This is a genomic window from Photobacterium sp. 53610, from assembly GCF_036409375.1.
GTDB lineage: Bacteria > Pseudomonadota > Gammaproteobacteria > Enterobacterales > Vibrionaceae > Photobacterium.
This window is the reverse complement of the sequence record NZ_JAXOFS010000004.1, coordinates 18,078-40,013: the sequence shown is the minus strand read 5'-3', so window position 1 is coordinate 40,013 and position 21,936 is coordinate 18,078. Positions and strand designations below refer to the sequence as shown.

General features: G+C 51.9%; 19 protein-coding genes. 10 read left to right on the top strand and 9 right to left on the bottom strand.

Going from position 1 to position 21,936, the window contains the following annotated elements:
* Positions 1–65: 65 nt before the first annotated feature.
* On the bottom strand, positions 66–1,358 hold the full coding sequence (locus SPK40_RS12320; RefSeq protein ID WP_330960653.1) for an MFS transporter: 1,293 nt from the start codon (positions 1,356–1,358) through the stop codon (positions 66–68).
* Positions 1,359–1,904: 546 nt separating this feature from the next.
* On the opposite strand from SPK40_RS12320, the gene udp reads away from it, so the two are divergent.
* Complete coding sequence (udp, locus tag SPK40_RS12315) at positions 1,905–2,672, top strand: uridine phosphorylase (protein ID WP_330960652.1); 768 nt, start codon at positions 1,905–1,907, stop codon at positions 2,670–2,672.
* A gap of 77 nt (positions 2,673–2,749) precedes the next feature.
* Here udp and SPK40_RS12310 read toward each other — a convergent pair whose 3' ends face one another.
* Positions 2,750–3,916 (bottom strand): Card1-like endonuclease domain-containing protein, encoded by a 1,167-nt coding sequence (locus SPK40_RS12310; RefSeq protein WP_248139372.1) that lies wholly within the window; start codon positions 3,914–3,916, stop codon positions 2,750–2,752.
* A gap of 272 nt (positions 3,917–4,188) precedes the next feature.
* On the opposite strand from SPK40_RS12310, the gene treR reads away from it, so the two are divergent.
* The 3 genes from treR (at position 4,189) to treC (ending at position 8,645) form a co-directional block, all read left to right on the top strand.
* Positions 4,189–5,145 (top strand): trehalose operon repressor TreR, encoded by a 957-nt coding sequence (gene treR / locus SPK40_RS12305; RefSeq protein WP_248139374.1) that lies wholly within the window; start codon positions 4,189–4,191, stop codon positions 5,143–5,145.
* A gap of 316 nt (positions 5,146–5,461) precedes the next feature.
* Complete coding sequence (gene treB, locus SPK40_RS12300) at positions 5,462–6,895, top strand: PTS trehalose transporter subunit IIBC (protein ID WP_330960651.1); 1,434 nt, start codon at positions 5,462–5,464, stop codon at positions 6,893–6,895.
* Positions 6,896–6,944: 49 nt separating this feature from the next.
* Positions 6,945–8,645 (top strand): alpha,alpha-phosphotrehalase, encoded by a 1,701-nt coding sequence (gene treC, locus SPK40_RS12295; RefSeq protein ID WP_330960650.1) that lies wholly within the window; start codon positions 6,945–6,947, stop codon positions 8,643–8,645.
* Positions 8,646–8,716: 71 nt separating this feature from the next.
* Here treC and SPK40_RS12290 read toward each other — a convergent pair whose 3' ends face one another.
* Positions 8,717–9,355: a LysE family translocator gene (locus SPK40_RS12290; RefSeq protein WP_248139379.1), complete on the bottom strand. Its 639-nt coding sequence runs from the start codon at positions 9,353–9,355 to the stop codon at positions 8,717–8,719.
* A gap of 139 nt (positions 9,356–9,494) precedes the next feature.
* On the bottom strand, positions 9,495–11,675 hold the full coding sequence (yccS, locus tag SPK40_RS12285) for a YccS family putative transporter (protein WP_442957571.1): 2,181 nt from the start codon (positions 11,673–11,675) through the stop codon (positions 9,495–9,497).
* 152 nt (positions 11,676–11,827) lie between these two features.
* Between yccS and helD the strand changes: the two genes are divergently transcribed.
* Positions 11,828–13,912: a DNA helicase IV gene (gene helD, locus SPK40_RS12280; protein WP_330960649.1), complete on the top strand. Its 2,085-nt coding sequence runs from the start codon at positions 11,828–11,830 to the stop codon at positions 13,910–13,912.
* Between the two features lie 24 nt (positions 13,913–13,936).
* Here the strand turns inward: helD and SPK40_RS12275 are convergent, their stop codons facing one another.
* The 3 genes from SPK40_RS12275 to SPK40_RS12265 all read right to left on the bottom strand — a co-directional run bounded on the left by SPK40_RS12275 (position 13,937) and on the right by SPK40_RS12265 (position 16,634).
* Complete coding sequence (locus SPK40_RS12275; protein ID WP_330960648.1) at positions 13,937–14,917, bottom strand: alcohol dehydrogenase catalytic domain-containing protein; 981 nt, start codon at positions 14,915–14,917, stop codon at positions 13,937–13,939.
* A 303-nt stretch (positions 14,918–15,220) separates the two neighbouring features.
* Positions 15,221–15,679 (bottom strand): methylglyoxal synthase, encoded by a 459-nt coding sequence (locus SPK40_RS12270; protein ID WP_248139383.1) that lies wholly within the window; start codon positions 15,677–15,679, stop codon positions 15,221–15,223.
* A 154-nt stretch (positions 15,680–15,833) separates the two neighbouring features.
* Positions 15,834–16,634, bottom strand: a complete 801-nt coding sequence (locus SPK40_RS12265; protein WP_371929395.1) for a TPR end-of-group domain-containing protein — start codon at positions 16,632–16,634, stop codon at positions 15,834–15,836.
* A gap of 279 nt (positions 16,635–16,913) precedes the next feature.
* Between SPK40_RS12265 and SPK40_RS12260 the strand changes: the two genes are divergently transcribed.
* Positions 16,914–17,357 carry an RNA-binding S4 domain-containing protein gene (locus SPK40_RS12260; protein ID WP_248139387.1) on the top strand — a complete coding sequence of 148 codons (444 nt, stop codon included), beginning with the start codon at positions 16,914–16,916 and terminating at the stop codon, positions 17,355–17,357.
* Positions 17,358–17,525: 168 nt separating this feature from the next.
* Here the strand turns inward: SPK40_RS12260 and SPK40_RS12255 are convergent, their stop codons facing one another.
* The gene (locus SPK40_RS12255) at positions 17,526–17,867 is read right to left on the bottom strand and encodes a hypothetical protein (protein WP_330960647.1); all 342 of its coding nucleotides are present in this window, start codon (positions 17,865–17,867) and stop codon (positions 17,526–17,528) included.
* Positions 17,868–18,190: 323 nt separating this feature from the next.
* The gene (mobB, locus tag SPK40_RS12250) at positions 18,191–18,697 is read right to left on the bottom strand and encodes a molybdopterin-guanine dinucleotide biosynthesis protein B (protein WP_330960646.1); all 507 of its coding nucleotides are present in this window, start codon (positions 18,695–18,697) and stop codon (positions 18,191–18,193) included.
* A gap of 120 nt (positions 18,698–18,817) precedes the next feature.
* On the opposite strand from mobB, the gene SPK40_RS12245 reads away from it, so the two are divergent.
* The 4 genes from SPK40_RS12245 (at position 18,818) to SPK40_RS12230 (ending at position 21,898) form a co-directional block, all read left to right on the top strand.
* On the top strand, positions 18,818–19,327 hold the full coding sequence (locus SPK40_RS12245; protein ID WP_248139392.1) for an O-acetyl-ADP-ribose deacetylase: 510 nt from the start codon (positions 18,818–18,820) through the stop codon (positions 19,325–19,327).
* Between the two features lie 246 nt (positions 19,328–19,573).
* Positions 19,574–20,068, top strand: a complete 495-nt coding sequence (locus SPK40_RS12240; protein ID WP_248139394.1) for a hypothetical protein — start codon at positions 19,574–19,576, stop codon at positions 20,066–20,068.
* A gap of 79 nt (positions 20,069–20,147) precedes the next feature.
* Positions 20,148–21,269, top strand: a complete 1,122-nt coding sequence (locus SPK40_RS12235) for an endonuclease/exonuclease/phosphatase family protein (RefSeq protein WP_330960645.1) — start codon at positions 20,148–20,150, stop codon at positions 21,267–21,269.
* 14 nt (positions 21,270–21,283) lie between these two features.
* Positions 21,284–21,898 carry an alpha-ketoglutarate-dependent dioxygenase AlkB family protein gene (locus SPK40_RS12230; protein WP_330960644.1) on the top strand — a complete coding sequence of 205 codons (615 nt, stop codon included), beginning with the start codon at positions 21,284–21,286 and terminating at the stop codon, positions 21,896–21,898.
* Positions 21,899–21,936 lie beyond the last annotated feature (38 nt).

Sequence of the window (21,936 nt, the reverse complement as noted above, 5' to 3'; positions counted from 1 at the left end):
TCGTTTGTATCAATCCGACAGTTTCAGCATGTGATTGTCCGGTGCTAAGGGGAAATAATAAAACCTCAAACCTGAGAGGGTTGCACTGCGATTGTTGCGCGTTGTTTTTTGTCTAAACAGATGAAGAGCAGAATAACCAGGCCGCATAAACCACTCATGATCTGAAAAACAGCCGGTCCTCCCCAGTGATCCAGCATGATTCCGCCGATGTAAGGCGCGCAAACATAGCCCAGAGCGTTCAGGGCGGCTGCCCCATAGTAGGTGCCTTTCAGGTGTGCAGGTGCGATGTTATCGATCTGAATCGTCATGAGCGGGAAGATGATGGTCTGGCCAAAGCTCATGGTGACAGCGACGGCAATCCATCCCCAGTACATTGTCACCGAATTGTACGCACAGAGTATTTGAGCGAATGCGAAGAAAACAATCCCAATGATCATTTTCAGATGGATCGAGAGTGACGCAAGTTTTTTCATGAAAATAAACTGGAATGCAATGGTAACGAATGAATTCGCTGCGACCATCATAGAAACTAAAGACATCAGGTTGTCTGCATTTTCAATGGTCAGGTACTGAATTAAAGTCGAGTCTTGCTGACCATAAATAAAGAGTATGATGATGTTTGAAATGATTATGAGTAATAATAATTTATCATGCCAGAGCGATTTGAATATTTCTCGTAACGGTGGCTGACGTGAGTGATGAATTTTCTCCGATTTTATATTTTCTTCTTGAGGGGCATTCATCCAACATAAACACATCGCGATGAGAAAAATCAGATATGAAAACGCGGTGATGAAAAAGTTCGAAGGTTCTCCCTCGATACTCAGCCACACTCCGGTTAACGGTCCGATTGCACTGCCGATATTGATCGCAAAATAGCGAATATGGAAAGCAAACTCTCTTTTATTTTTATCATGGATAATATCGCCGAATAAAGCGGAAATGGTGGGTTCCCACATTGCACGGCCAATGGATGAAAGTCCAATCGCAATCAGATATCCCCATACAGAGTCGAAAACAGCTAACATGCAAAACGCAATGATGTTCAGGATTCCGCTGAGTAATAAAATTAATTTTCTTCCGATGAAATCAGAAATAACACCAACAATCAGCCCAAGGCAGACAGAAATAATGCCTGCGATTGATAAAAACGTACCGACTTCACTCGCGGAAAGGTGGTGTTTCTGAATCAGGATGATCGATATATACGGCCATACCATATAAAAGCTGCCCCGTGTCACGAAGACACCAAAAAGCAGCACCCAAATGAATTTGGGAAGCTTATTCATTTCATTCCACATCGGATTTACCCGTTTCAATGTACTTGTGTTTGTTGATTCAGCACCGGCTGGCGTCACATCGTTTCCATCATGAAAATATTTTTCACAAAGTTGAAGAAACAACCTGAATTTTGCGGGCAAAAACAGTGACTGCCTGAAGCAGTGATAAACTACACTTGTGATACTAAACGCATAACTTAATCAAGTGTTTCTCGAATGTAAATTACAATGAGTGACATTATTTGATGCTGGATGAACTTTACTCAAAATGAGTTCTTTGTTTTCAGTGGCCTAATCGGAAAAAAACAGCCTGAAAACAGCGGAAAAAACACCAAAGGGGCCGGGAAAACATTCGGCATTCAGCAGTATGGCTCAGCATGTTGCGGGTGAGTGTAACGGTTGCTGATGCACAGATAGTTGATGAAACTTACCCCACTTTTACATTCATAATGTGATCTATGATATCTTTTTCGATTTCGGTTACATTTTGCTGTCATATTGTTGTGATCACCATCAATAATGTTGGTGCGGCAATGGGCTATGGTTAGCGGGTATTCGAGAGTTCAAGTTGTTGAATAAGATCCAGGCCACCACAGAGTGAGCCACACAATAAAGGATAGAATTATGTCTGAGAACGCTGTTTTCCATCTGGGTGTTACGAAATCTGACCTTCAGGGTGCTGAGATTGCCATCATTCCAGGCGATCCGGCTCGTGTTGAAAAAATCGCGAACCTGATGGATGAGCCAGAATTTCTGAACAGTGCTCGTGAGTACACCCTGTACCGTGCGAAGCTGGATGGCCAGTCTGTTGTTGTGTGTTCTACCGGTATCGGTGGCCCGTCTACGTCGATTGCTGTTGAAGAGCTGGCGCAACTGGGTGTGCGTACCTTCCTGCGTGTCGGGACAACAGGTGCAATTCAGCCAAACATTAATGTTGGCGACATGATTGTGACCACAGGTTCAGTTCGTCTGGATGGTGCCAGCCTGCATTTTGCGCCAATGGAATTCCCGGCGGTTGCTGACTTTGAAGTTGCAACGGCAATGAAAGAAGCCTGTGATGCAGAAGATACTGCTGTCCACACGGGCGTGACTGCTTCCAGTGACACCTTCTACCCAGGTCAGGAGCGTTACGACACATTCTCTGGCCGTGTTGTTCGCCGCTTCCAGGGCTCTATGAAAGAATGGCAGGACATGGGCGTACTGAACTTTGAAATGGAATCAGCAACCCTGCTGACCATGTGTGCAAGTTCAGGTCTGCGTGCAGGCTGTGTGGCGGGTGTGATTATCAACCGTACACAGAAAGAAACGCCTGATCACGCGACACTGAAAGAGACAGAAGCCCGCGCGATTCGCGTTGTGGTTGATGCTGCCCGTCGCATGCTGACAAAATAATTGTTCTGAATTGATTCAGAGCTGAAACAAAAAACCGATGCCTGGGCATCGGTTTTTTTGATCTGGACTGAATGTGATTACAGCATTCGGTTGGCCTGACCACCTGCGGCTTTGAACCAGGTGTGCAGATGTTGTTCCAGATCGCCCAGCTGTTCAGGGCCGATAATGGCCAGTCCCAGATCTTCAGCCCGGACCAGATCGTGATGACGCAGCGGACGGAAGCTGACCAGCATTGCCCGGGCTTGCAGGCCACCCAGCAAATCACGCAGCGATTCCAGTTTATACAGGGTATCATCACCGTCGTCGCGCATGCCCTTGGTTTTACATTCAATGATGTGCAGTTTGTTGTTCACCACGGTTGCGACATCCAGTTCGTTCCGGACTTCACGGTCGCCAATCTGACGGTAAACCTGAACACCAAGTGAGTGATCCTGAATGGTCGGCAGTTTGCTCTGAATGGCTCTTACCGTACTGTGGACCAGGTTCTCCAGCCATTCGCCGTTGGCAAACCGTCGGGCTTCTTCGTGTTTGAACGTCAGGACACCCTTGTCGTAGCTCGCCAGTCCAGTTTCCTGCAGGTCATTGATCAGTTGGGCAAGTTCTTTGTAACCCTGTTGTTTTTCGCTCAGTTCGACATCCAGTTTCTGTTCTTTCCGGCAGGTGGTCGCCAGATAGTTCAGGGTTGCCAGACCTGGTCCGAGTTCCAGTGCCGAACTGGCCCAGCGCTGTCCTAAATCCCACAGCTGCTGGTTCAGTGCTTCCGGGACCATGGTTTCCGGAAGCTCTGCCCGAGCACCGAAAATGGTCAGATAGTCGGTTAACTGAATCCGGTCTTCAACCTGCTGTTGTTCCCGGTCCGACGGGAAGAGCCAGCACATTTCATCGCTGAAAGGTTCAATTACATAAATGGGCCACTGATAACTGCGGAAAACCTCATAGGCAGACAGCAACCGGTGGCGCAGACCGCAGCTGGCATTGAACCAGACTTCGCAGCCGCTTTCTTTCAGGCGGGCAGCCAGTTCATTCAATCGGCTGCGAATCGTTGTGATATTGATAGAGTCTGGAATCGTAAAAAATTCGGTCTGGATATCGCGGGGTGTCAGAATGGAGCTCAGTCGCTCAAAAGTTTCCCGCTGTGATTCGGTACCAATAAAGATCATTTTCCCGGCAGGAACACCGTGGTCTAAAAGCGGGGTGATCAAGCGGACCGGGTCCTGATCAATAATGCCAACATGAGTAATCATAATTATCCTTTTGTGCTTCGGCTGATACCGGCAAAAATGAGGGAACAGAAAACGGCCGGTACCTGCTTCGGAGTAAGCTTTTATTTTATATGGGTGCATGGAAAACTTTTTTCAAGCACTTAAAAAAAGTATCGGATATCTCAGGAGTTTTTGTTGGCATCCTGTCAATTTGTTGCATTTTTTCTGTAAGGTACTGTTGCAGGTCACTGGCAAGACAGTGACAATACGGCGTTGACAGACAAAGCCTTTTGCATGGCGCACGAAAATATTCTATGGCACAGAAACTCACCATTCTTGATATAGCGAAGCTGGCCGGTGTGGGTAAATCCACGGTTTCCCGGGTGCTGACGCAAGATCCCCGGGTCAAACCTGCGACCCGTAAAAAAGTCGAAGAAGTCATTCGTGATTCAGGCTATGTGCCGTCGAAATCAGCGCAGTCGATGCGTGGAGGCTCCAGCAAAGTGATAGGCGTGGTGGTGTCGCGACTCGATTCACCGTCTGAAAATAAAGCGGTCCGAGGCATTCTGGCCGTGATCTATGCGGCCGGTTATGATGCCGTGATCATGGAAAGCCAGTTCAGCGCTGAGAAAACCCGCGAGCATCTTGCCGTGCTGGAAAAGCGCAATGTGGATGGGGTGATCGTCTTTGGCTTTTCGGGTTTTGACGACACGATCCTGAATGGGTTTGCACAGCGTGCTGTTGTGATTGCCGTCGATACCGATTCGGTTTCATCCGTTAGTTACGACAATCAGGGGATGATCCGTCTGGCGATGCAGCAGCTGGCTGAGCAGGGGCTGAAACAAATCAGTTATATCGGTGTGGATCCCGCCGACCGGACCACAGGACAGTTTCGTCTGGATGCTTATCTGGCCGCCTGCCGGGAGCGTCAGATTGAGCCCTGTTATCAGACAGGCGAACTCAGTTACGACAGTGCCTACAAGCTGACGGATAAAGTCCTGAATGCGCAGACGCAGGCCATTGTCTGTGCCAGTGACACACTGGCGATGGGCGTCGCCAAGCGACTTCAGGAAATTCAGCGGACAGAGGTGATTGTCTCTGGCGTGGGGGCAACGGATCTGCTGAGTTTTATGTTTTCCAACACGTTCAGCATTGACCCGGGTTACTTCGATGCGGGTCAGCGCGCAGCCCAATTGTTATTGCAGCATTTGCAGCAGGGCGCTGCCATTACCCATCTGATTCAGCAAGCCAGCGCACCTTCCAGTTCCTGACGATCAGAAATTCAGGCCAGGACTAACTCAAGCCAGAGCTAACTCAAGCCAGAGCTAACTCAAGCACACTTTTATCAAGGTCCCTGCGTTCGCTTTCTCGGACAAGTCTGCGAACACTGTCGTGAACGTGATCCGGGTTTTATGTCTATCCTCAAACAGGACACAGTTCGTGAGTTGTCACACAATTTGGGAACATTCCCATTTGCAATTCTTTTTGTCAGGTTCATCATTAGCGGTGTGTTTTGGGAACATTCCCAATTTAATAAAGACGATAACAACATCCCCCTGTGTACCTACGACTTAAACGGATATCGGCATGAGTAAAATCGACCAACAGCAGATAGAACAGCTCGTCGCCCGCATCGGCGGCGAGGCGAACATTGTCAGTGTCAGCCACTGCCTGACCCGGCTGCGCTTTGTGTTACAGGACCCGAAACAGGCCGATACGGCCGGGCTGGAAGCTTTGCCTATGGTGAAAGGCTGTTTTACCAATGCCGGTCAGTTTCAGGTTGTGATCGGAACCGAGGTTGATCAGGTTTACAAGCAAATGAATGCTATGATGGGCGGCAAAGCAGCCAGCAAAGATGAAGCGAAAGTGGCTGCCCGTCAGAACATGAGTTTGCTGGAGCGCGGTATTTCCCATCTTGCCGAAATCTTTGTACCGTTGCTGCCAGCCATTATCACCGGTGGTCTGATTCTGGGCTTCCGCAATGTCATTGGCGACATTGCCATGTTCGACGGCAAGACACTGACGCAAATCAGTCCGTTCTGGGCGCAGGTGCATGCATTCCTGTGGCTGATCGGCGAGGCAATTTTCTTCTTCCTGCCGGTCGGCGTGTGCTGGTCAACCGTAAAAAAACTGGGTGGGACGCCGATTCTGGGGATCGTGCTGGGGGTTACACTGGTGTCTCCTCAGCTGATGAATGCGTATCTGATCGGGAAACAAGTGCCGGAAGTGTGGGACTTCGGCTGGTTCGTGATTGAGAAAGTCGGGTATCAGGCGCAGGTCATTCCGGCGATGCTGGCGGGGATTGCACTGGCCTTTATCGAAACACGGCTGAAGCGCATCATTCCGGATTACCTCTATTTAGTGGTTGTGCCGTTTATTTCCCTGATTACCGCGGTGGTGCTGGCTCACGCCCTGATTGGCCCGTTTGGCCGGATGCTGGGTGATGGGGTGGCTTATATAGCTAAAGCCGCTATGACCGGCGACTTTGCAATTCTGGGTGCTGTACTGTTTGGTTTCCTCTACGCGCCTTTGGTGATCACGGGTATTCACCACACCACCAATGCTGTGGATCTGCAACTGATGCAGGACATGGGTGGCACGCCAATCTGGCCATTGATTGCCCTGTCTAATATCGCGCAGGCGTCGGCTGTGGTCGGTATTATCATCATCAGTAAGAAAGAGAACGAGCGTGAGATTTCCGTCCCGGCGGCTATTTCAGCCTACCTGGGGGTCACGGAACCTGCGATGTACGGCATCAACCTGAAATACAAGTTCCCGATGCTGTGCGCAATGATCGGCTCAGCACTGGCCGCAGCGATCTGCGGTGCATCCGGCGTGATGGCGAACGGCATTGGTGTCGGCGGTCTGCCGGGTATCCTTTCAATTCAGCCGCAGTACTGGCTGGTTTATCTGCTGGCGATGGTGGTGGCCATTGCTGTGCCGCTGGTCCTGACGCTGGTGATGTACAAACGTGCTGCGGCAAAAGGTCAACTGAACAATCAACAACCACAAACAGCATAACGTCATTGAACGGCAGCAAAGCTGCCGTTTCTTTTCAAGGCTAGGTCACATGACAAAAACAACTCAACCCTGGTGGCGGACAGCCACGGTTTATCAGATTTATCCGAAAAGCTTTGCTGACAGTGGAGACAAAGGCACCGGCGATCTCAATGGGATCACCCAGCGGTTGCCTTATTTGCAGGCACTGGGTGTTGATGCCATCTGGCTCACACCAGTCTATGCATCGCCGATGATTGATAACGGGTACGATATTTCCGACTACTACAGCATCAACCCGAATTTCGGCACCATGGCCGATTTTGACCGCCTGCTGGATGAGGCCCGTCAGCGGGGTATCCGTATCATCATGGATATTGTTGTCAATCACACCTCCACAGAGCATGCCTGGTTTCAGCAGGCGCTGGCAGATAAACACAGTCCGTACCGGGATTACTACATCTGGCAGGATGCAGTAGACGGCCGGGAACCGAATAACTGGCAGTCGAAATTCGGCGGGAACGCCTGGGAATGGCATGAACCCACACAGCAGTATTACCTGCATCTGTTTGCCAGAGAACAGGCGGATCTGAACTGGGAAAATCCGAAAGTTCGGGAGGAAGTGAAGCAGGTTATCAGCTTCTGGGCTGAAAAGGGTGTTGATGGTTTCCGGCTGGACGTGATCAACCTGATTTCCAAGCAGCAGGATTTCCCCAGCGATGACCACGGAGACGGACGCCGTTTTTATACCGATGGCCCCCGTGTTCATGAGTATCTGCAGGAAATCAGCGCGGATGTGTTTCAGAAATACGGGTCAGTCACCGTGGGTGAAATGTCATCGACGACACTGGAACATTGCCAGCAGTACTCGGCGACAGACGGTAAAGAGCTGTCGATGGTTTTTAACTTCCATCACCTGAAAGTGGATTATCCGGACGGTGAAAAGTGGAAACTGGCCCCGATGGATTTTCTTGCGCTCAAGCAGTTGTTCAGCCACTGGCAACACGGATTGCACGATCAGGGCTGGGGCGCACTGTTCTGGTGTAACCATGATCAGCCCCGGGTGGTCAGCCGCTTCGGACAGGATGGGGTGTACCGCGAACAGTCCGCCAAGATGCTGGCGACCTCGCTGCACATGATGCAGGGCACACCTTATGTGTATCAGGGCGAAGAGCTGGGGATGACCAACCCGGGCTTTAGCCGGATTGAGCAGTATCGCGATGTGGAAAGCATCAATATGTTCCGTATTCTGACCACAGAACAGGGACTGAGTGAAGCGGAAGCCCTGGCGATTCTGGCTCAGCGTTCCCGGGATAACTCCCGGACACCGATGCAATGGGATAACACGAGGCATGCCGGGTTTACTCAGGGAACGCCCTGGATTGATGTGGCAGAGAATTATCCCCGCATTAATGCCGGGCAGGCGCAGGCTGACCCGCAGTCCGTTTTCCATTACTACCGAAAATTGATTGCGCTGAGAAAACAGGTGGCGGTGATTGTAGAAGGCGATTACACCGATTTGCTGCCTGAGGATCAAGCGCTGCATGTATACCGTCGCCGGACCGGGGAACAAACCCTGATCTGCCTGAATAATTACTCGGCAGAGCTGGTGGATTTCGACCTGAGTACTGTCATTGGTGCGGATGGCGTGCTGGATTTCAGCCGGGGGAAAACGCTGCTGTGCAATTATGAGGATGCAGAAGCCTCAACGGTCAGCCTGGCCGGCAAACTGTGTCCTTACGAAAGTCGTGTCTGGCTGTTTGAAACGGCTTGATGCGAGAGGAAAATAGTCTGAATCAAAGAAAAAAGGCCTCCTGGTTGGGAGGCTTTTTTTGAACAGAAGGTTCAGGCTTGCGGTAACTGGGAAAGCAGCAGCCACAGCGCCAGCAAGATAAAAATACAGCCCATGAACTTGTTCTGGTTCGCCCGGAACTTTGCGTTTCTGAGCAGCGGCTGTCCCAGTGTGCCCGCCAGGACCACCAGCAGCAGATTGAATGCCAGTCCCATGACGTTCAGCACCAGTCCGAGCGCCAGCATTTGCTCTCCTGAACTGGCTTCAATCTGGCCGGAGACAAACTGAGGCAGAAACAGGACGAAAAAAATCAGTGCTTTCGGGTTCAGCAGGTTACTAAAGACTGCACGACGATATAAGGCGCGTGCCAAGCCTTTCTGTGCTTCCACAGTCGGCGATTCTGCCGGCTGGCTGCGCAGGCAATCCCAGCCCATTTTCAGCAGGTAAGCTCCGCCCAGATAGCGCAGTGCTTCCAGTGCGATGGGGCTCATGGCAATCAGTGCCGAGACCCCCATGGCGGCCAGAAACGTCAGAATCAGGCCTGATGTGGCATTGCCAAGACTGGCAAATAATCCGACCCGTTTGCCATAGCTCAGGCTTGAACTGGCAATCAGCAGCATGTCTGGCCCGGGCACCAGCAACAGAGCTACCACCGCAGTCAGGTACAGTGGCAGTGTCGTGAAATCAATCATGGTATTCAGTCAACAGAACAGGAACGAGGAATGGGCTGGATTCTATACCATTACAGGCATAACTGAAGATAAATTATGCCTGAAGTGGTTTGATTGGCTGAATATGTATCAGTTTAAGGTTGATATCGCTACTGCAGATTTACTTGCCAGTCATGTTGGCCTGCTGGGTTCTGGCGGCCAGTTTATTGGCCATTGAATGCAGTTCCGGCAGCATCCGCTGGATCAGAAACAGCTGTTGCAAAATCAGGCGGACCGACTGATCGTCGCCTTCCCGCCACGTCGCCAGTGCCTGTTCCAGACTGCTGTCCGTTTCCGGTGGCGGGGCGCAATGTTTGTCTGCCAGTTGCTGTGCCAGCGCTTCCAGCTGGAGATGGATCTGGCTGTGTGCCTGGGCGATCAGCTTGTGAGTTTTGTGTTCATCGAGCTGAGTCCGGTGTGCGCCCAGCGTCGAAATGTAATTCAGCATGGCATGGTTGAGCGTGAGAAAGCGGAAGCATTCTTCGATGGCCAGCCGGTAGCGGCCCGGTTCGGCCAGCATATTGCTGATGGCCGTGCTGAGCTGAGCATCCGTGTTGTGGGCCTCTCGGCGGGCGATCCGGTAGCTCAGGCTGTCCTTCTTGCCGATCCGGTACTGGCCGATGATCTGAGCCAGATAATCCCGGTTGGTGGTGACAGCCGCAGCCATGATTTTGTGCAGCCGGCGGGATTGCCAGTCAGGCAGAATAAAAGTGACCGCCAGTACTGCGAGCACACAGCCGACCAGTGTATCGCCCAGACGGGGCAGCATGACCGCAAACCCGGCGCCTAACTGGTTAAAGCAGAACAGAACCAGCAGGGTGATAAAGCCGGTTGCCAGCGTATATTGCTGATTGCGCAGGATAAAGAAAGCGACCCCGGCAAGAATCATAAGCACCAGTTGTCCTTCCTGACCCGGAAACAGATACAGTAAAGGCAGACCAATGAGCAGACCACCCAGTGTTCCGATGATCCGCTGAGTCAGCTTCTGGCGGGTCGCGCTATAGTTGGGCTGACAAACAAAGAGCGTGGTCAGCAGGATCCAGAAGCCGTGCTTGAGGTCCAACAGCTGGATCACGCCGTATCCGACAGTTAACGCAATGGCGATGCGGATTGCATGGCGGAACAACTGACTGTCGGTATGCAGCTGACTTTTCACCCGCTGCCATAACCCGGCCAGTGTATGGGCTTCAGAGTCTGCCAGCTCAGTGTCTTCCTGTGGCTCGCTGACATCCGGGTTGTTGAGGTTCGTGAGCTGACGTTCGACGGTTGCCAGATTACTGAACAGATAATCCAGCTGAACCAGAAACGATCGCCAGTCCGGATTTTTCTGCGCTTTCAGGTAATCCAGCGATTCCTTCAGTTCATCCAGCGCCAGGCTGTTGTCGAGGCTGTGGCGATAGTGGTGTCCCATCGCCAGGCAGTGGCTGATCTGCCGGCACGCCGCAGCTTGCTGGTGCATCAGATCCTGAAAACGGAACAGGATATCGCTGCGGCGAAACGCTGCGGCTAAATCCTGATAGCGTTGGTGGGAAGAGCTGATTCGTTCGTGAATATCCTGAGCGTGAAAGTACAGACTCAGAAAACGATGCCCGCGCTGATTCGGCTGGACGCGTTTGGCCCGGTTCAGCAGCGTCATCTTGACCTGATTCAGTGCGGAAACAACTCTCGCGTTACTGCCGGCAGCCTGAATACGCAACTGCTGGGGATCCAGATTCTCAACCGGCCGGAACCAGCGGCTTTTGTCATCCAGATAATCGGCGAGAGCTTCAAAAACGCTGGCCAGGCTGTGCTGGACAGCCTGATTCGGCCAGAGCATCTGCCAGATCAGGGAAAGCAGCCCGTAGCCACTTGCACCTGCCAGCAATAAGACCGGCTGGAACCATAAATCCTGACTGTTTTCGGCGCCGAGCATGGTGTAAATCGCCAGCAGCAGTGAAGCAAAAGCAATACTGGCATAGCGCGTGCCCATCGCGCCCAGCATCATGAAGATGAAGCTGGATGTGAACAAACCGATGGCAAAAAGAACGGGCGAGTCAAACAACAGCTCGACCGACAGGGACGCCACCAGAAAGCACAGCAGCGTCATGGTCAGGGCTTTCAGTCGTCCGGTCAGGTTGTCATCTGTTTCTGCCAGCGCCGATGCAATGATGCCGAGGACTAACGGGGTGACGGCTGTCGTCGCATTCAGATACCAGCAGGGGATAACAGCACAAATCAGGGCGATGGCAACACGGGCACTGAGCTGGAAGCGTTCTTTGGCCCAGTAGCGACGAATGGGCATGAGCAGGGAGCGTTTTATCATTGCATATCCGGTAAGTGCCGAGACAGAACACAGTTTTGAAGCGGCAGACATTTTTGTCTCAAATTTTACGTAAATAAGGTGCTTACCGCTATGGTCTGTGTACAGATCTTGATAATCTTCTCGCTCGGTAAAACAAGGTGTCAGGATACAACATGCGATTAACAGCCAATTGGCTTGCACAATGGTTGGTGCAGGGAGATTTTTGCAGCATTGAACTGGGGGAAGAGCAGGTGCTGCTTGAGAGCCTGGAAGGAAGCGAAGTCCTGTCATTCGATGACTGGGACGGCTCCGTGACGCTGCACCGCGGGGTGATGTGGGGGGCCTTGGAACTGACCTCAGCCGATCAATCTGCCAGCTGGACCATCCATGGCCTGCCCTGGCAAGCCTGTAAAGATTTCGCTGAACACCTTGTCAGCACTTACCGTCACTGGGCCCGGGGCCGGGTAGAAACATTAGATCAGCATCTGCCGAAGATGCTGTCTGACATTGATGCTTTTATGACGGAGCCCGGCTATAAGCGCCGCTCTGCTCACCTGAATTTACAGGATTCTTTGCATACGGCCCTGAGAGAAGCCGGACTGACCGATGAACTGGCGGCGTCCTTCCGTCCGATGGCCTTCGAGCGCATTTCTCCCTGGCTGGAAGATGATCCGGCGTGGGTTGAGGAAGCCAACCAAACCTGGATGCAAACGGAAACTGAGAAATGGTCTTCCTGGTTTGACCGCATTGAATCGTCGCCGCTGAATATGTCTCAGCGTCAGGCTGTATTGCTGAATCAGGACCATAACCTGATCCTTGCCGGTGCCGGTTCGGGAAAAACCAGTGTTCTGGTCGCCCGGGCCGGGTACCTGCTTGCCAGCCAGCAGGCGGAGCCGGGTGAAATCCTGTTGCTGGCTTTTGGCCGAAAAGCAGCCGAAGAAATGAGTGAACGACTGACCGAAAAAGTCGGGCGTGGGATCCGGGTGGCGACCTTCCACAGTCTGGGATGCCAGATCATTCAGGCCGTCGAAGGGGAATTACCTGCGGTGTCTCCTCTGGTCCTGGACGAACAGGCGCGTCACGAGTGGCTGTCGGCCTTACTGAAAGATCAGTGGCAGAATGAGGCTGCCGCCAAACGCTGGCAGAAACATCTGACCCAATGGCGTTTGCCGGGTTTTCGGGGGGATAACTCGATGGAGGCGCAGGCCCGGAGCGAAGAGTTACTGAACTGGGTCTGGCGCCATCTTGAACTGATCGGACAGCACGGCGGGAATAAATCCGTGTTGTCGGCGCTGGTGGACAGTGCACTGGGTCATGACGACAAAGCGCAGATGAAAAGTGAACTGGCGCTGTTGTGGCCTTGTTATAAAGCGTACAGCCAGCACCTGAAAGCCAATCGTCAGATTGATTTTAATTCAATGATCCAGACCGCCACTGAGTATGTGAAACAGGGTAAGTTTGTACCGGAATGGCGTTTCGTGATGGTGGACGAATATCAGGATATTTCGCCGCACCGGCTGGCGCTGATTGATGCCATTTGCCAGCCTGTACGGGAAGGCGCACTCGCACCCACGCTGTATGCCGTCGGGGATGACTGGCAGGCGATTTATCGCTTTGCCGGAGCGGATGTCAATCTGACCACGGGATTTGAACAGCGGTTTGGTGCCAGCCATGTGATGGAACTGGATACGACTTACCGCTTTAACAATATGATCGGTGAAGTCGCGAATCTGTTTATTCAGCAAAATCCGCAACAGCTGAAAAAGTCACTCAAGAGTTTCAAAAAACAGAAACGCAAAGCGGTGACGCTGCTGGCGCAGGATTTGCTGGAACAGGAACTGGTTCAGCTGGCTTCAAAAGTGAAGAAAGAAGTCACAGTATTGCTGCTGGGGCGGAATCATGACCACCGGCCGGAAAAACTGGCGGACTGGCAATCGCAGTGGCCGCAGTTAAATCTTCAGTTTATGACCTGCCATGCCAGTAAAGGCCGTGAAGCTGATTTTGTATTCGTGCTCAATGCCAACCGGGGTGTATTTCCGGCACCGGACAGAGACCGGGGTCTGCTGGCCTGCCTGCAATCCGGTGGTAATGAAGGGATTGCCGATGCGGAAGAACGCCGGTTGTTTTATGTGGCAATGACCCGGGCCAAGGAGCATGTGTGGATTTGTGCCAACCCGGAAACCATTTCTCCTTTCATTCATGAAATGATTGAGGATCGTTATCCGGTCAACAATAAGATCAAAAAACCGGGCCGTTAGTCTGCCCACAGGTCAGCACCTGAACTAATCCAGCACCACGACCAGTTTGCCGCTGTGCTGCTGGTTGTACAGCTGCGTCAGCCCGTTTTTCAACTGATCAAAGGGAAACAGCTTATCCAGCATCGGGTCCAGTTTCCCTTCCGCGACCAGATTACTCAGGCTGTTTCCGATATCGGCCAGATGACGGATATCTTCCGGTGCGCCATGGGCATAAGTCCCGTGGAGCGCCACTTCGTGCATGCTGATGGCTTTCGTCGTTGCGAGCAAGGGCACCTGGTTAAACTGGTCAGCGACCATCACAATCTGCCCGTTGTATCGGATCAGCGAACTCATCAGACTGCCCGAGCGGGCGGAGACGCAGTCAATTACGGCGTGCAGCAGTCTGTCTTCAGTCAGTTCAATAAGGCGTAATGCGACATTTTCTTTGTCTGCATCAATCACGGCATCCACGCCGTAACTTTGTAATCTGGCATGATGCTGCTTGGCCGCAATGGCATAAACGGTGGCATCGGCCAGCTTGGCCAGTTGTGCCGCAAAGCCCCCGACGCCACCGCCTGCACCGGTGATCGCTATCCGTTGTCCCGGGGCCAGACGGAGCTTGTCATGAACGGCCAGCCAGGCGCTGTAGCCTGCAGAAGGCAGCGCTGCAGCCTGCTCAAAGCTGACGGAGGCCGGTAATCGGCTCAGTGCGTCGGTTTTGCAGCAGACATATTCCGCGAATCCGCCGCACTGGCGCGGGTCGAGGAAGGTAAAGACCCGGTCCCCGGGCTTGTATTGTCTGACCCGGGATCCGACAGATTCAATGGTTCCCGCGATATCCATCCCCATGACCTGCGGATAATCCCAGGTGGCATACCCCCAATGGGCAAGTTTGTAATCGATGGGATTGAGGCCTGCTGCGGCAACCTGAATCCTGACTTCTGTCGGACCGGGTTTGGGGCGGGTTGTTCGGGTCAGTTGCAGACAATCCAGTCCGTTGGGTTCTGTCAGGGTCCAGGCTTTCATAGGCCACCATGAGGTAACAGTTTGTTTTTGGTATTGATTGAAAGCATATACCGAAAAATGGGGCTTTGCCTGCCGGGGAGCCTCGCGCTGAATCGGGAGGATGGGTTCATGTCCGGACTGGAGGAGCAGGAAACTCAGAACCCGGATTGGTGTTGTTGCGGCATGCCCCGGCTCCCCGCTTTCGCGGGGATGGCGGTGATTGGTTGAGGAAAACGACTATCTGACGATGATCAATTTGCTGCCGGTTTCAAAATCGGTATTAAACGTGAAGGGGGTTGAGACCGGACGTATCATGAGCTGAGATTAAGAAAGGCGCTCAGCCAGATAGGCTTCGTAATCCGGGATCTCAATCAGTACTTCCTGATCCATCATGCTGGATTCGATCATGAAGTTGGCGCTGGCACGGTTGGTGGCAACCGGGATATTCCAGACCGCGGCAATTCGAAGCAGGGCCTTGACGTCCGGGTCGTGCGGAACCGCATTGAGCGGGTCCCAGAAGAAGATCATCATGTCGATTTTGCCTTCGCAGATCAGGGCACCCAACTGCTGATCGCCCCCCATCGGGCCGCTGAGCAGGCAGTTCACAGGCAGTCCGGTTTGCTTGGCTAACAGGTGCCCCGTTGTCCCTGTTGCATAAAGGGTATGCTGAACCAGCTTTGTTTTGTGCTCCTCAACCCAACGCTGCAAATGACTTTTACAGTTATCGTGTGCGACAAGGGCAATGTGTTTGCGGGCCTGCATCTGGCGGGTAGTTGCTTGCATGGGTTACTCCGTTAACTCGGTAAAAACGTCGTTTAAAGAGATACTAAGCGCGCTGTCATTAACTTGTCCAGAGAATATCCGCGACAGGGAGGGCAGCGTCGCAGAAGCCGTCAAAATGAAGGCGATTCCCTTGCCATACCTGAATCATAGCTCGCTAATCATGATGATGAGAGATCAGCTGATCAAAACGTTCATGACCATGAAGGGTTTCAAAATCAGCCTCGTCACGCGCCAGTTCTACCAGAAATGCGCTGCCCTGAATGGCTCGCTCAAGATCCGAGACGGCCTGATCTTCGGCACCCAAACAGGCGTAGGCACAGGCTCTCTGATACAGTGCATTTGCATTCGTACCGTCGACTTCCAGAACCCGGTTACAGATACTCAGCGCCCAGTGGAATTCACGGATTTCCATGGCGGCGTCGGCTTTGTGAGTTAAAGCTTCCAGATCGCCCGGCCGCAGCTTGAGAATTTCATCATAGACTTCCATTTTTTGCTCGGCCGTTTGAGAGCTCTGTGCCCGAAGCCAGAGGTTATGAACCTCGTTGATGATTTCAATCTCTTTATTGTTCTGCGCGATAATGCGGGTTTTTCTTTTCAGATCCCGTTCCAGCATCTGGAATTTCTTCTCATACTGTTCGGTGATTTCCTGCAGCTGCTGATCGGCCATTTTTTTTGTATTGACTTTGATTTCTTTCAGCGATTGCCAGCCGACCAGAGCAATCAGTGAAGCCGCACCTGCGATCAGATAGAAAAAGTAAGTGACGGTTACGTTCGCGTAGTTGAGCGATTTGTCGGCAACGGCCAATTCCCGATCGGTGAATGAAACCGTCAGGCGACGTTCCAGATCTTGCTGATCCTGGCGCAGGGATTTCAGCTCATCCATGATGTACCTTTCCATCAATGGCTTATCCAGAGTCGGTTGTTCCGAATAGGGAACCTCTTCTTCTTGCGCCATGGCCGGAAGGGCAAAGAGGAGACAGAAGGCAGTGGTGTACAGCAGTTTCAGCATGATGTTTTCCTTGTCACTGAGTCGCAGAGTGAAAGTTGTTACAAGCATAACTGATTGAGATCGCTATCTCTAATCTGTGGCTTCAAACCAAGATATTCTCTGCGTTTCGAAGATTTTTCATGCACTCACATCGTCCGGAGGGGGTTCCGTTCGTTAAAGAGGGGCTGACTGCGGGCCGGGAATGGTATACTCACGTCATACGCGGTTAATTACAGGCAGAGTGTCGTGAGTCAGGATCAGGAAATTGAAGTCGAAGCCCTTGGGATAGAGGTCTCCGCCCAACCCATTGAGCTGTATAAAGTGCTGAAAATCGCCAATGCTGTGGGTGGTGGCGGTGAAGCCAAAATGGCCATTGCTGAAGGCTACGTAGCCGTGAATGGTGAGCTGGAACAGCGTAAGCGCCGGAAAGTCTATAACGGTGACGTGATTGAATTTAACGAGGAGTTTTACGTTGTGCTGTGTGATCAGCCGGTGACAGAAACGGTCAGTGAGCCGGTTGTGAAGCCGAAAGCAGAGAAGGCTCAGCAACCCGCGAAAAAACGCCCAGCCAGACAGGCAAAAAATAAAGCGGCAAACAAGGGCGGGAATGCAAAGTCTAAAACCCGTCAGCCTGCAAAGATTGGAAAAGATGCCGATCAGCAAACCGGGCGTAAACGCCTGATGTTCTGATTGAGAGCGGCAATATTTTCTGGCTCAGGCCAAATCGGTTGTGCTGAATCAATTGCAGCCGGTTTGGAAATTCCTGAGCCAGTTGTTACAAGCCAATCGAATAAAATCAGCTTTCTCAGACTTTATTACAATTCACTTTTATTTATCCATGCTTGATTTAATGATGGATTAGTAAATATAGATGTCGTAAATTTTAGGGTGTTTTCCTCCCCAATATTCACCGGATGTACAACCAGCAATCCAGAAACTGACTTTTTTCTGTGCCATATGTGCAGCTAACAGGGCACTGTAAAAACGGTCGCTGGATTTTGAATCATCAAGTTCAGCAATATAGGAACCTGACTTCTCGCAGTTTTCTGTATTGACTATTGGTTGTGAAAAGGTGACCCGGACGAAATTGCTGCCGGGTTTCACATAGAGTTGGGTAATGTATCCCTGAGCCGACATTGCATTTGCTAATGCCATTCCCGGAGCAAACAGTAATAAAAATAAAAAGATCATTTTTTTCATGACAGATTCCTTTGTGAAATAACCAATGTATTTATCAGTAAAATGAAGGCAGGTGGGCAGAATACCGCTGTGTTGTGACAGATTTAAGGTAATCTGGCGCGGGATTCTACATTATGATTCCGAAATGAAAAGAAAACTTTTCAATGAGAAATAAATTGAACTCAAGACCGGTTATTTATCTTTGAACGTGATTGTTCAATGTCATCAATATCATTTCAGATGTCCCGAAAAAACAGGCTGGTTGTAAATAAGGCGTGGATACATCGCAACCTGTTTTTTATGGACGTCATTATCTTGATGCGTACCTTGATGAAGCCATCCGTTTATTTCATCCACTTCACAATAAAATCCGCGATCGTTTGGGGCTGGTTTAAATCCAGAACCGGCAAGGGATGAACTTCATCTGGCTCACAGGTAGCCAGTGCAATGATGTGATGATCCTGCGGGTAGAGCAGAGGTTTGCCGTAATCCGGACGATGAATTTCGATTTTGGCGATGGGCTGATCACGAAAACCTTCGACCAGAATGATGTCCAGCTGGCACTGATCCAGTTGCTGTAAACATGCCACAAGCTCAGGCTCTCTTTGTGCAGGCTCCGGATATTCAAAGAAAAGAATATTCCGGTGGGGTGTCGCCAGCAGTAATTGATCGCTTCCGGCATGACGGAGCCGGTAGCTGTCTTTTCCGGGGGTGTCCGGTTCTACATCATGATGACTGTGCTTGAGCAGGCCGACCCGCAACCCATGCGCTTTCAGGCAAGGGATGATCTGTTCAATGAGGGTTGTTTTGCCTGAGCCGCTGAACCCGGCAAAGCCGATGACAGGTACCATAGTCACTCTTTGGTCTGTTTTTGTATGAGAGACACTAAAATAACATGATAGTGATGGCCGACACAGTCGTGCGTGAGCGGAAATCACGATGGACTGTGACAGATCAAACCGGAGGCACACATGGCGGATTTATTGGTGTGGCAAGGCGATATCACGACGCTGGCTGTGGATGCAATTGTGAATGCTGCCAACAACAGCCTGCTGGGTGGCGGCGGTGTTGATGGTGCAATTCACCGCGCGGCTGGCCCGCAACTTCTCGAAGAGTGCAGGCGTTTACATGGGTGTAAAACCGGAGACGCAAAAATCACACCGGGGTATCAGTTACCTGCCAAGTGGGTCATTCATACGGTGGGTCCGGTCTGGCACGGAGGCGGGCAGCAGGAAGCGGAAATTCTGGCAAATTGCTACAGAAACTGTCTGGCACTCGCCGATGAAGTCGGCGCCGTCACGATTGCTTTTCCGTGTATCAGTACCGGCGTTTATGGGTTCCCGAAGGCGCAGGCTGCTGAAATTGCCGTGGCAACCGTCCGGCAGGTGCTGGAAATTCAGGCCACGCCTGACAAAGTTTATTTTGTTTGCTTCGGGCAAGAGGATACGGCGATCTATCAAAGCCTGTTACGGTTGGGATGAATGTATCATTCCTGCGTCAAGCAAATGAATTGACAGGTAAAGCGGTGAGTGGCGTCTAAAGTTAAACAAGAATAGTGACACATGAAGATAGCCAGCATGGATTCGTTCACAGGGTTCGAACGGCAGGAGCCATGTTGCTGAAACGAAGCAGCGTCCGGGCAGGTAAGCCTGCACCTTTGGTGCGGGTGACGGAAGGAGCCAGAGTGCCGGCAGGCGGACAATAAAATAAGCATCAGGGAGAGTGCAATGTGGGCAACACTCGATTTTGAAGCGTCAGGATTATCTGATCAGTCTTACCCGATAGAAGTCGGATACGTTCTGCCTGACGGCAGTGGCCAAAGTATTTTGATTAACCCGCTGACTGCAGGCGATGTCTGGCAATACTGGGACAGCTATGCAGAGCAGCGAATCCATCAGATCCCCCGTTCTGAGCTTGAGCAGCATGGGATGCAGGTGCTTGAGGTCTGCCAGCATTTAAACAGTGTGCTCGGACAGCTGGATTATGTGTTTTGTGACAGTCAGTGGGATTTATTCTGGCTGGGCCGTTTGTATCATGCCGCACATATGCGGCCGTCATTTATTCTGACGGAAGTCGGTCTCTGGCTGCAGCAGGAAAATGGCATAGAACGCGCCTGTTTTCAGCGTGCGCTGGAAGAGTTGGGGCCGGCCAGGCACCGGGCGATGCACGATGCCCGTCAGATTTATCAGGCCATCAGCAGTCTGGTGAAAATTCCCGGCTGACGTATGCCGCTGGAGCCAGCTTGCAACTCAGCGTACAATTTGAACAGGCTTTTGAATTTCAGTCTGTTGGGAGTACGTTGTGCCGACACCGACCATACGTATCGCTGTTTTAAATGCAGCGATGTCTGACCCCGAACCTGGCCGGATGAGACAAATACTCGCCGAGCCGGGTGATGCCCGGATTTCCCGTCTGGCCGCCATGATTCAGCGCATACAGCCGGATGTATTACTGCTGTGCGAATTTGATCACCCCGGAGAGGGCGGAGATGACGGCAGTCTGGAAGACTTCTGTCGTTATTATCTGGCGGAGCCTCAGCACGGTCAGGTCCCCGTGGATTATCCCTATCGCTATTGTCCGCCATCGAATACGGGCTTGCTGTGCCAGGTTGATCTTGATGGTGACGGAGCACTGACGCTGCCTCAGGACGGACAGGGATTTGGTTTTCATCATGGTCATTTCGGCTTTGTCGTGTTGTCGCGTTATCCCTTGATTGAAGCAGAGCTTCGAAGCTGGCAGACGTTTTTATGGCAGCACATGCCTGAGAACCTGATGCCGGATGAGTATTACAGCGCAGCGGCAATGAATGCGCTCCGATTGTCTTCAAAAAACCATCTGTTGCTGCCGGTTCAGGTCGGACAGCAGCGCTTTCAGTTGCTCTGTGCGCATCCGACACCACCGGTGTTTGACGGTCCGGAACGGCGGAATGCCCGCCGTAACCATGATGAACTGCGTCTGTTGACGGATATCATCGGGAATGAAAGTTATCTGGCAGATGATCAGGGACGGCGAGGCGGACTGTCTGCCGATGAGCCGTTTGTGCTGCTGGGGGATCTCAATGCCGATCTGCATGACGGTGAGGGAATGGCGCTGGCACTGCATCACCTGCTGTATCACCCCCGGATTCACCGCGCCGTGAGTGAAGGTAAATTGACGCCCAAAAGCCTGGGCGGCCGGTTTTTCCGCCCGTGGAAACTGCGCCGTGGCCGAAGCTCGGAATGGACCCATCTGGGCGGCTTGCGACTGGATTATGTGCTGCCGTCCACAGACTTTTCGGTCATGAACAGCGGTGTGTTCTGGCCGGATAAGAAAGATCCGCTTCGGAAGCTGGTGGCAGGGGAAGACGGCAGGGAACGCGCTGAAATCAGCTCGGATCACCGGCTGGTGTGGGTGGATGTGCAATTGCCTGTGAATACAGGCTGATCAAATAAAAGCTGATGATGAATCTGGACTTATTTACCCCGGCACCTTCACAAGGGGAATGGATTGAAATTGATGGCGGCCGTTTGTACTGGGCGCCGGCATTCTTCGAACTGACTGAATCTGACCGGTATTTTTCGGCACTGCGTCAGTCACTGCACTGGAAGCAGGAGGCGATTGCACTCTATGGCAGGCAGGTGTTGCAGCCTCGTTTGCAGTCCTGGTGCGGCGAAGCGCAATACAGTTATTCCGGGTTGACGATGCAGCCAGAACCGTGGACGCCGGAACTGCTGGCAATCAAAATGGCTTGCGAAACTGCGTGTCAAAGCCAGTTCAATTCGGTACTCGCCAACCTGTATCGCAACGGGCAGGACAGTATGGGCTGGCATCAGGATAATGAGCCCGAGCTGGGTCCACAGCCGGTCATCGCCTCAGTGACATTTGGAGAAAGCCGGCGATTTTTACTGAAACATAAACGTACGGCTGAGAAAATTGAATTCCAGCTTGGCCATGGTTCTCTTCTGGTCATGGCTGGCCAGACCCAGTCCAATTGGGCGCACAGTGTGCCAAAAACACAGCAGCATTCAGGTGAACGGATCAACCTGACTTATCGGTGGATTTATCACGTCTAAACGTGCTTTCGTCCGGGCCTGAAATGACATTTGGCTGA

What these genes read in the sequence shown, in the direction of transcription:
- udp (WP_330960652.1), top strand. Translation starts at nt 1,905, where the DNA reads ATGTCTGAGAACGCTGTTTTCCATCTGGGTGTTACGAAATCTGACCTT.
- SPK40_RS12310 (WP_248139372.1), bottom strand. Translation starts at nt 3,916, where the DNA reads ATGATTACTCATGTTGGCATTATTGATCAGGACCCGGTCCGCTTGATC.
- treR (WP_248139374.1), top strand. Translation starts at nt 4,189, where the DNA reads ATGGCACAGAAACTCACCATTCTTGATATAGCGAAGCTGGCCGGTGTG.
- treB (WP_330960651.1), top strand. Translation starts at nt 5,462, where the DNA reads ATGAGTAAAATCGACCAACAGCAGATAGAACAGCTCGTCGCCCGCATC.
- treC (WP_330960650.1), top strand. Translation starts at nt 6,945, where the DNA reads ATGACAAAAACAACTCAACCCTGGTGGCGGACAGCCACGGTTTATCAG.
- SPK40_RS12290 (WP_248139379.1), bottom strand. Translation starts at nt 9,355, where the DNA reads ATGATTGATTTCACGACACTGCCACTGTACCTGACTGCGGTGGTAGCT.
- yccS (WP_442957571.1), bottom strand. Translation starts at nt 11,675, where the DNA reads ATGATAAAACGCTCCCTGCTCATGCCCATTCGTCGCTACTGGGCCAAA.
- helD (WP_330960649.1), top strand. Translation starts at nt 11,828, where the DNA reads ATGCGATTAACAGCCAATTGGCTTGCACAATGGTTGGTGCAGGGAGAT.
- SPK40_RS12275 (WP_330960648.1), bottom strand. Translation starts at nt 14,917, where the DNA reads ATGAAAGCCTGGACCCTGACAGAACCCAACGGACTGGATTGTCTGCAA.
- SPK40_RS12270 (WP_248139383.1), bottom strand. Translation starts at nt 15,679, where the DNA reads ATGCAAGCAACTACCCGCCAGATGCAGGCCCGCAAACACATTGCCCTT.
- SPK40_RS12265 (WP_371929395.1), bottom strand. Translation starts at nt 16,634, where the DNA reads ATGGCGCAAGAAGAAGAGGTTCCCTATTCGGAACAACCGACTCTGGAT.
- SPK40_RS12255 (WP_330960647.1), bottom strand. Translation starts at nt 17,867, where the DNA reads ATGAAAAAAATGATCTTTTTATTTTTATTACTGTTTGCTCCGGGAATG.
- mobB (WP_330960646.1), bottom strand. Translation starts at nt 18,697, where the DNA reads ATGGTACCTGTCATCGGCTTTGCCGGGTTCAGCGGCTCAGGCAAAACA.
- SPK40_RS12245 (WP_248139392.1), top strand. Translation starts at nt 18,818, where the DNA reads ATGGCGGATTTATTGGTGTGGCAAGGCGATATCACGACGCTGGCTGTG.
- SPK40_RS12240 (WP_248139394.1), top strand. Translation starts at nt 19,574, where the DNA reads ATGTGGGCAACACTCGATTTTGAAGCGTCAGGATTATCTGATCAGTCT.
- SPK40_RS12230 (WP_330960644.1), top strand. Translation starts at nt 21,284, where the DNA reads ATGATGAATCTGGACTTATTTACCCCGGCACCTTCACAAGGGGAATGG.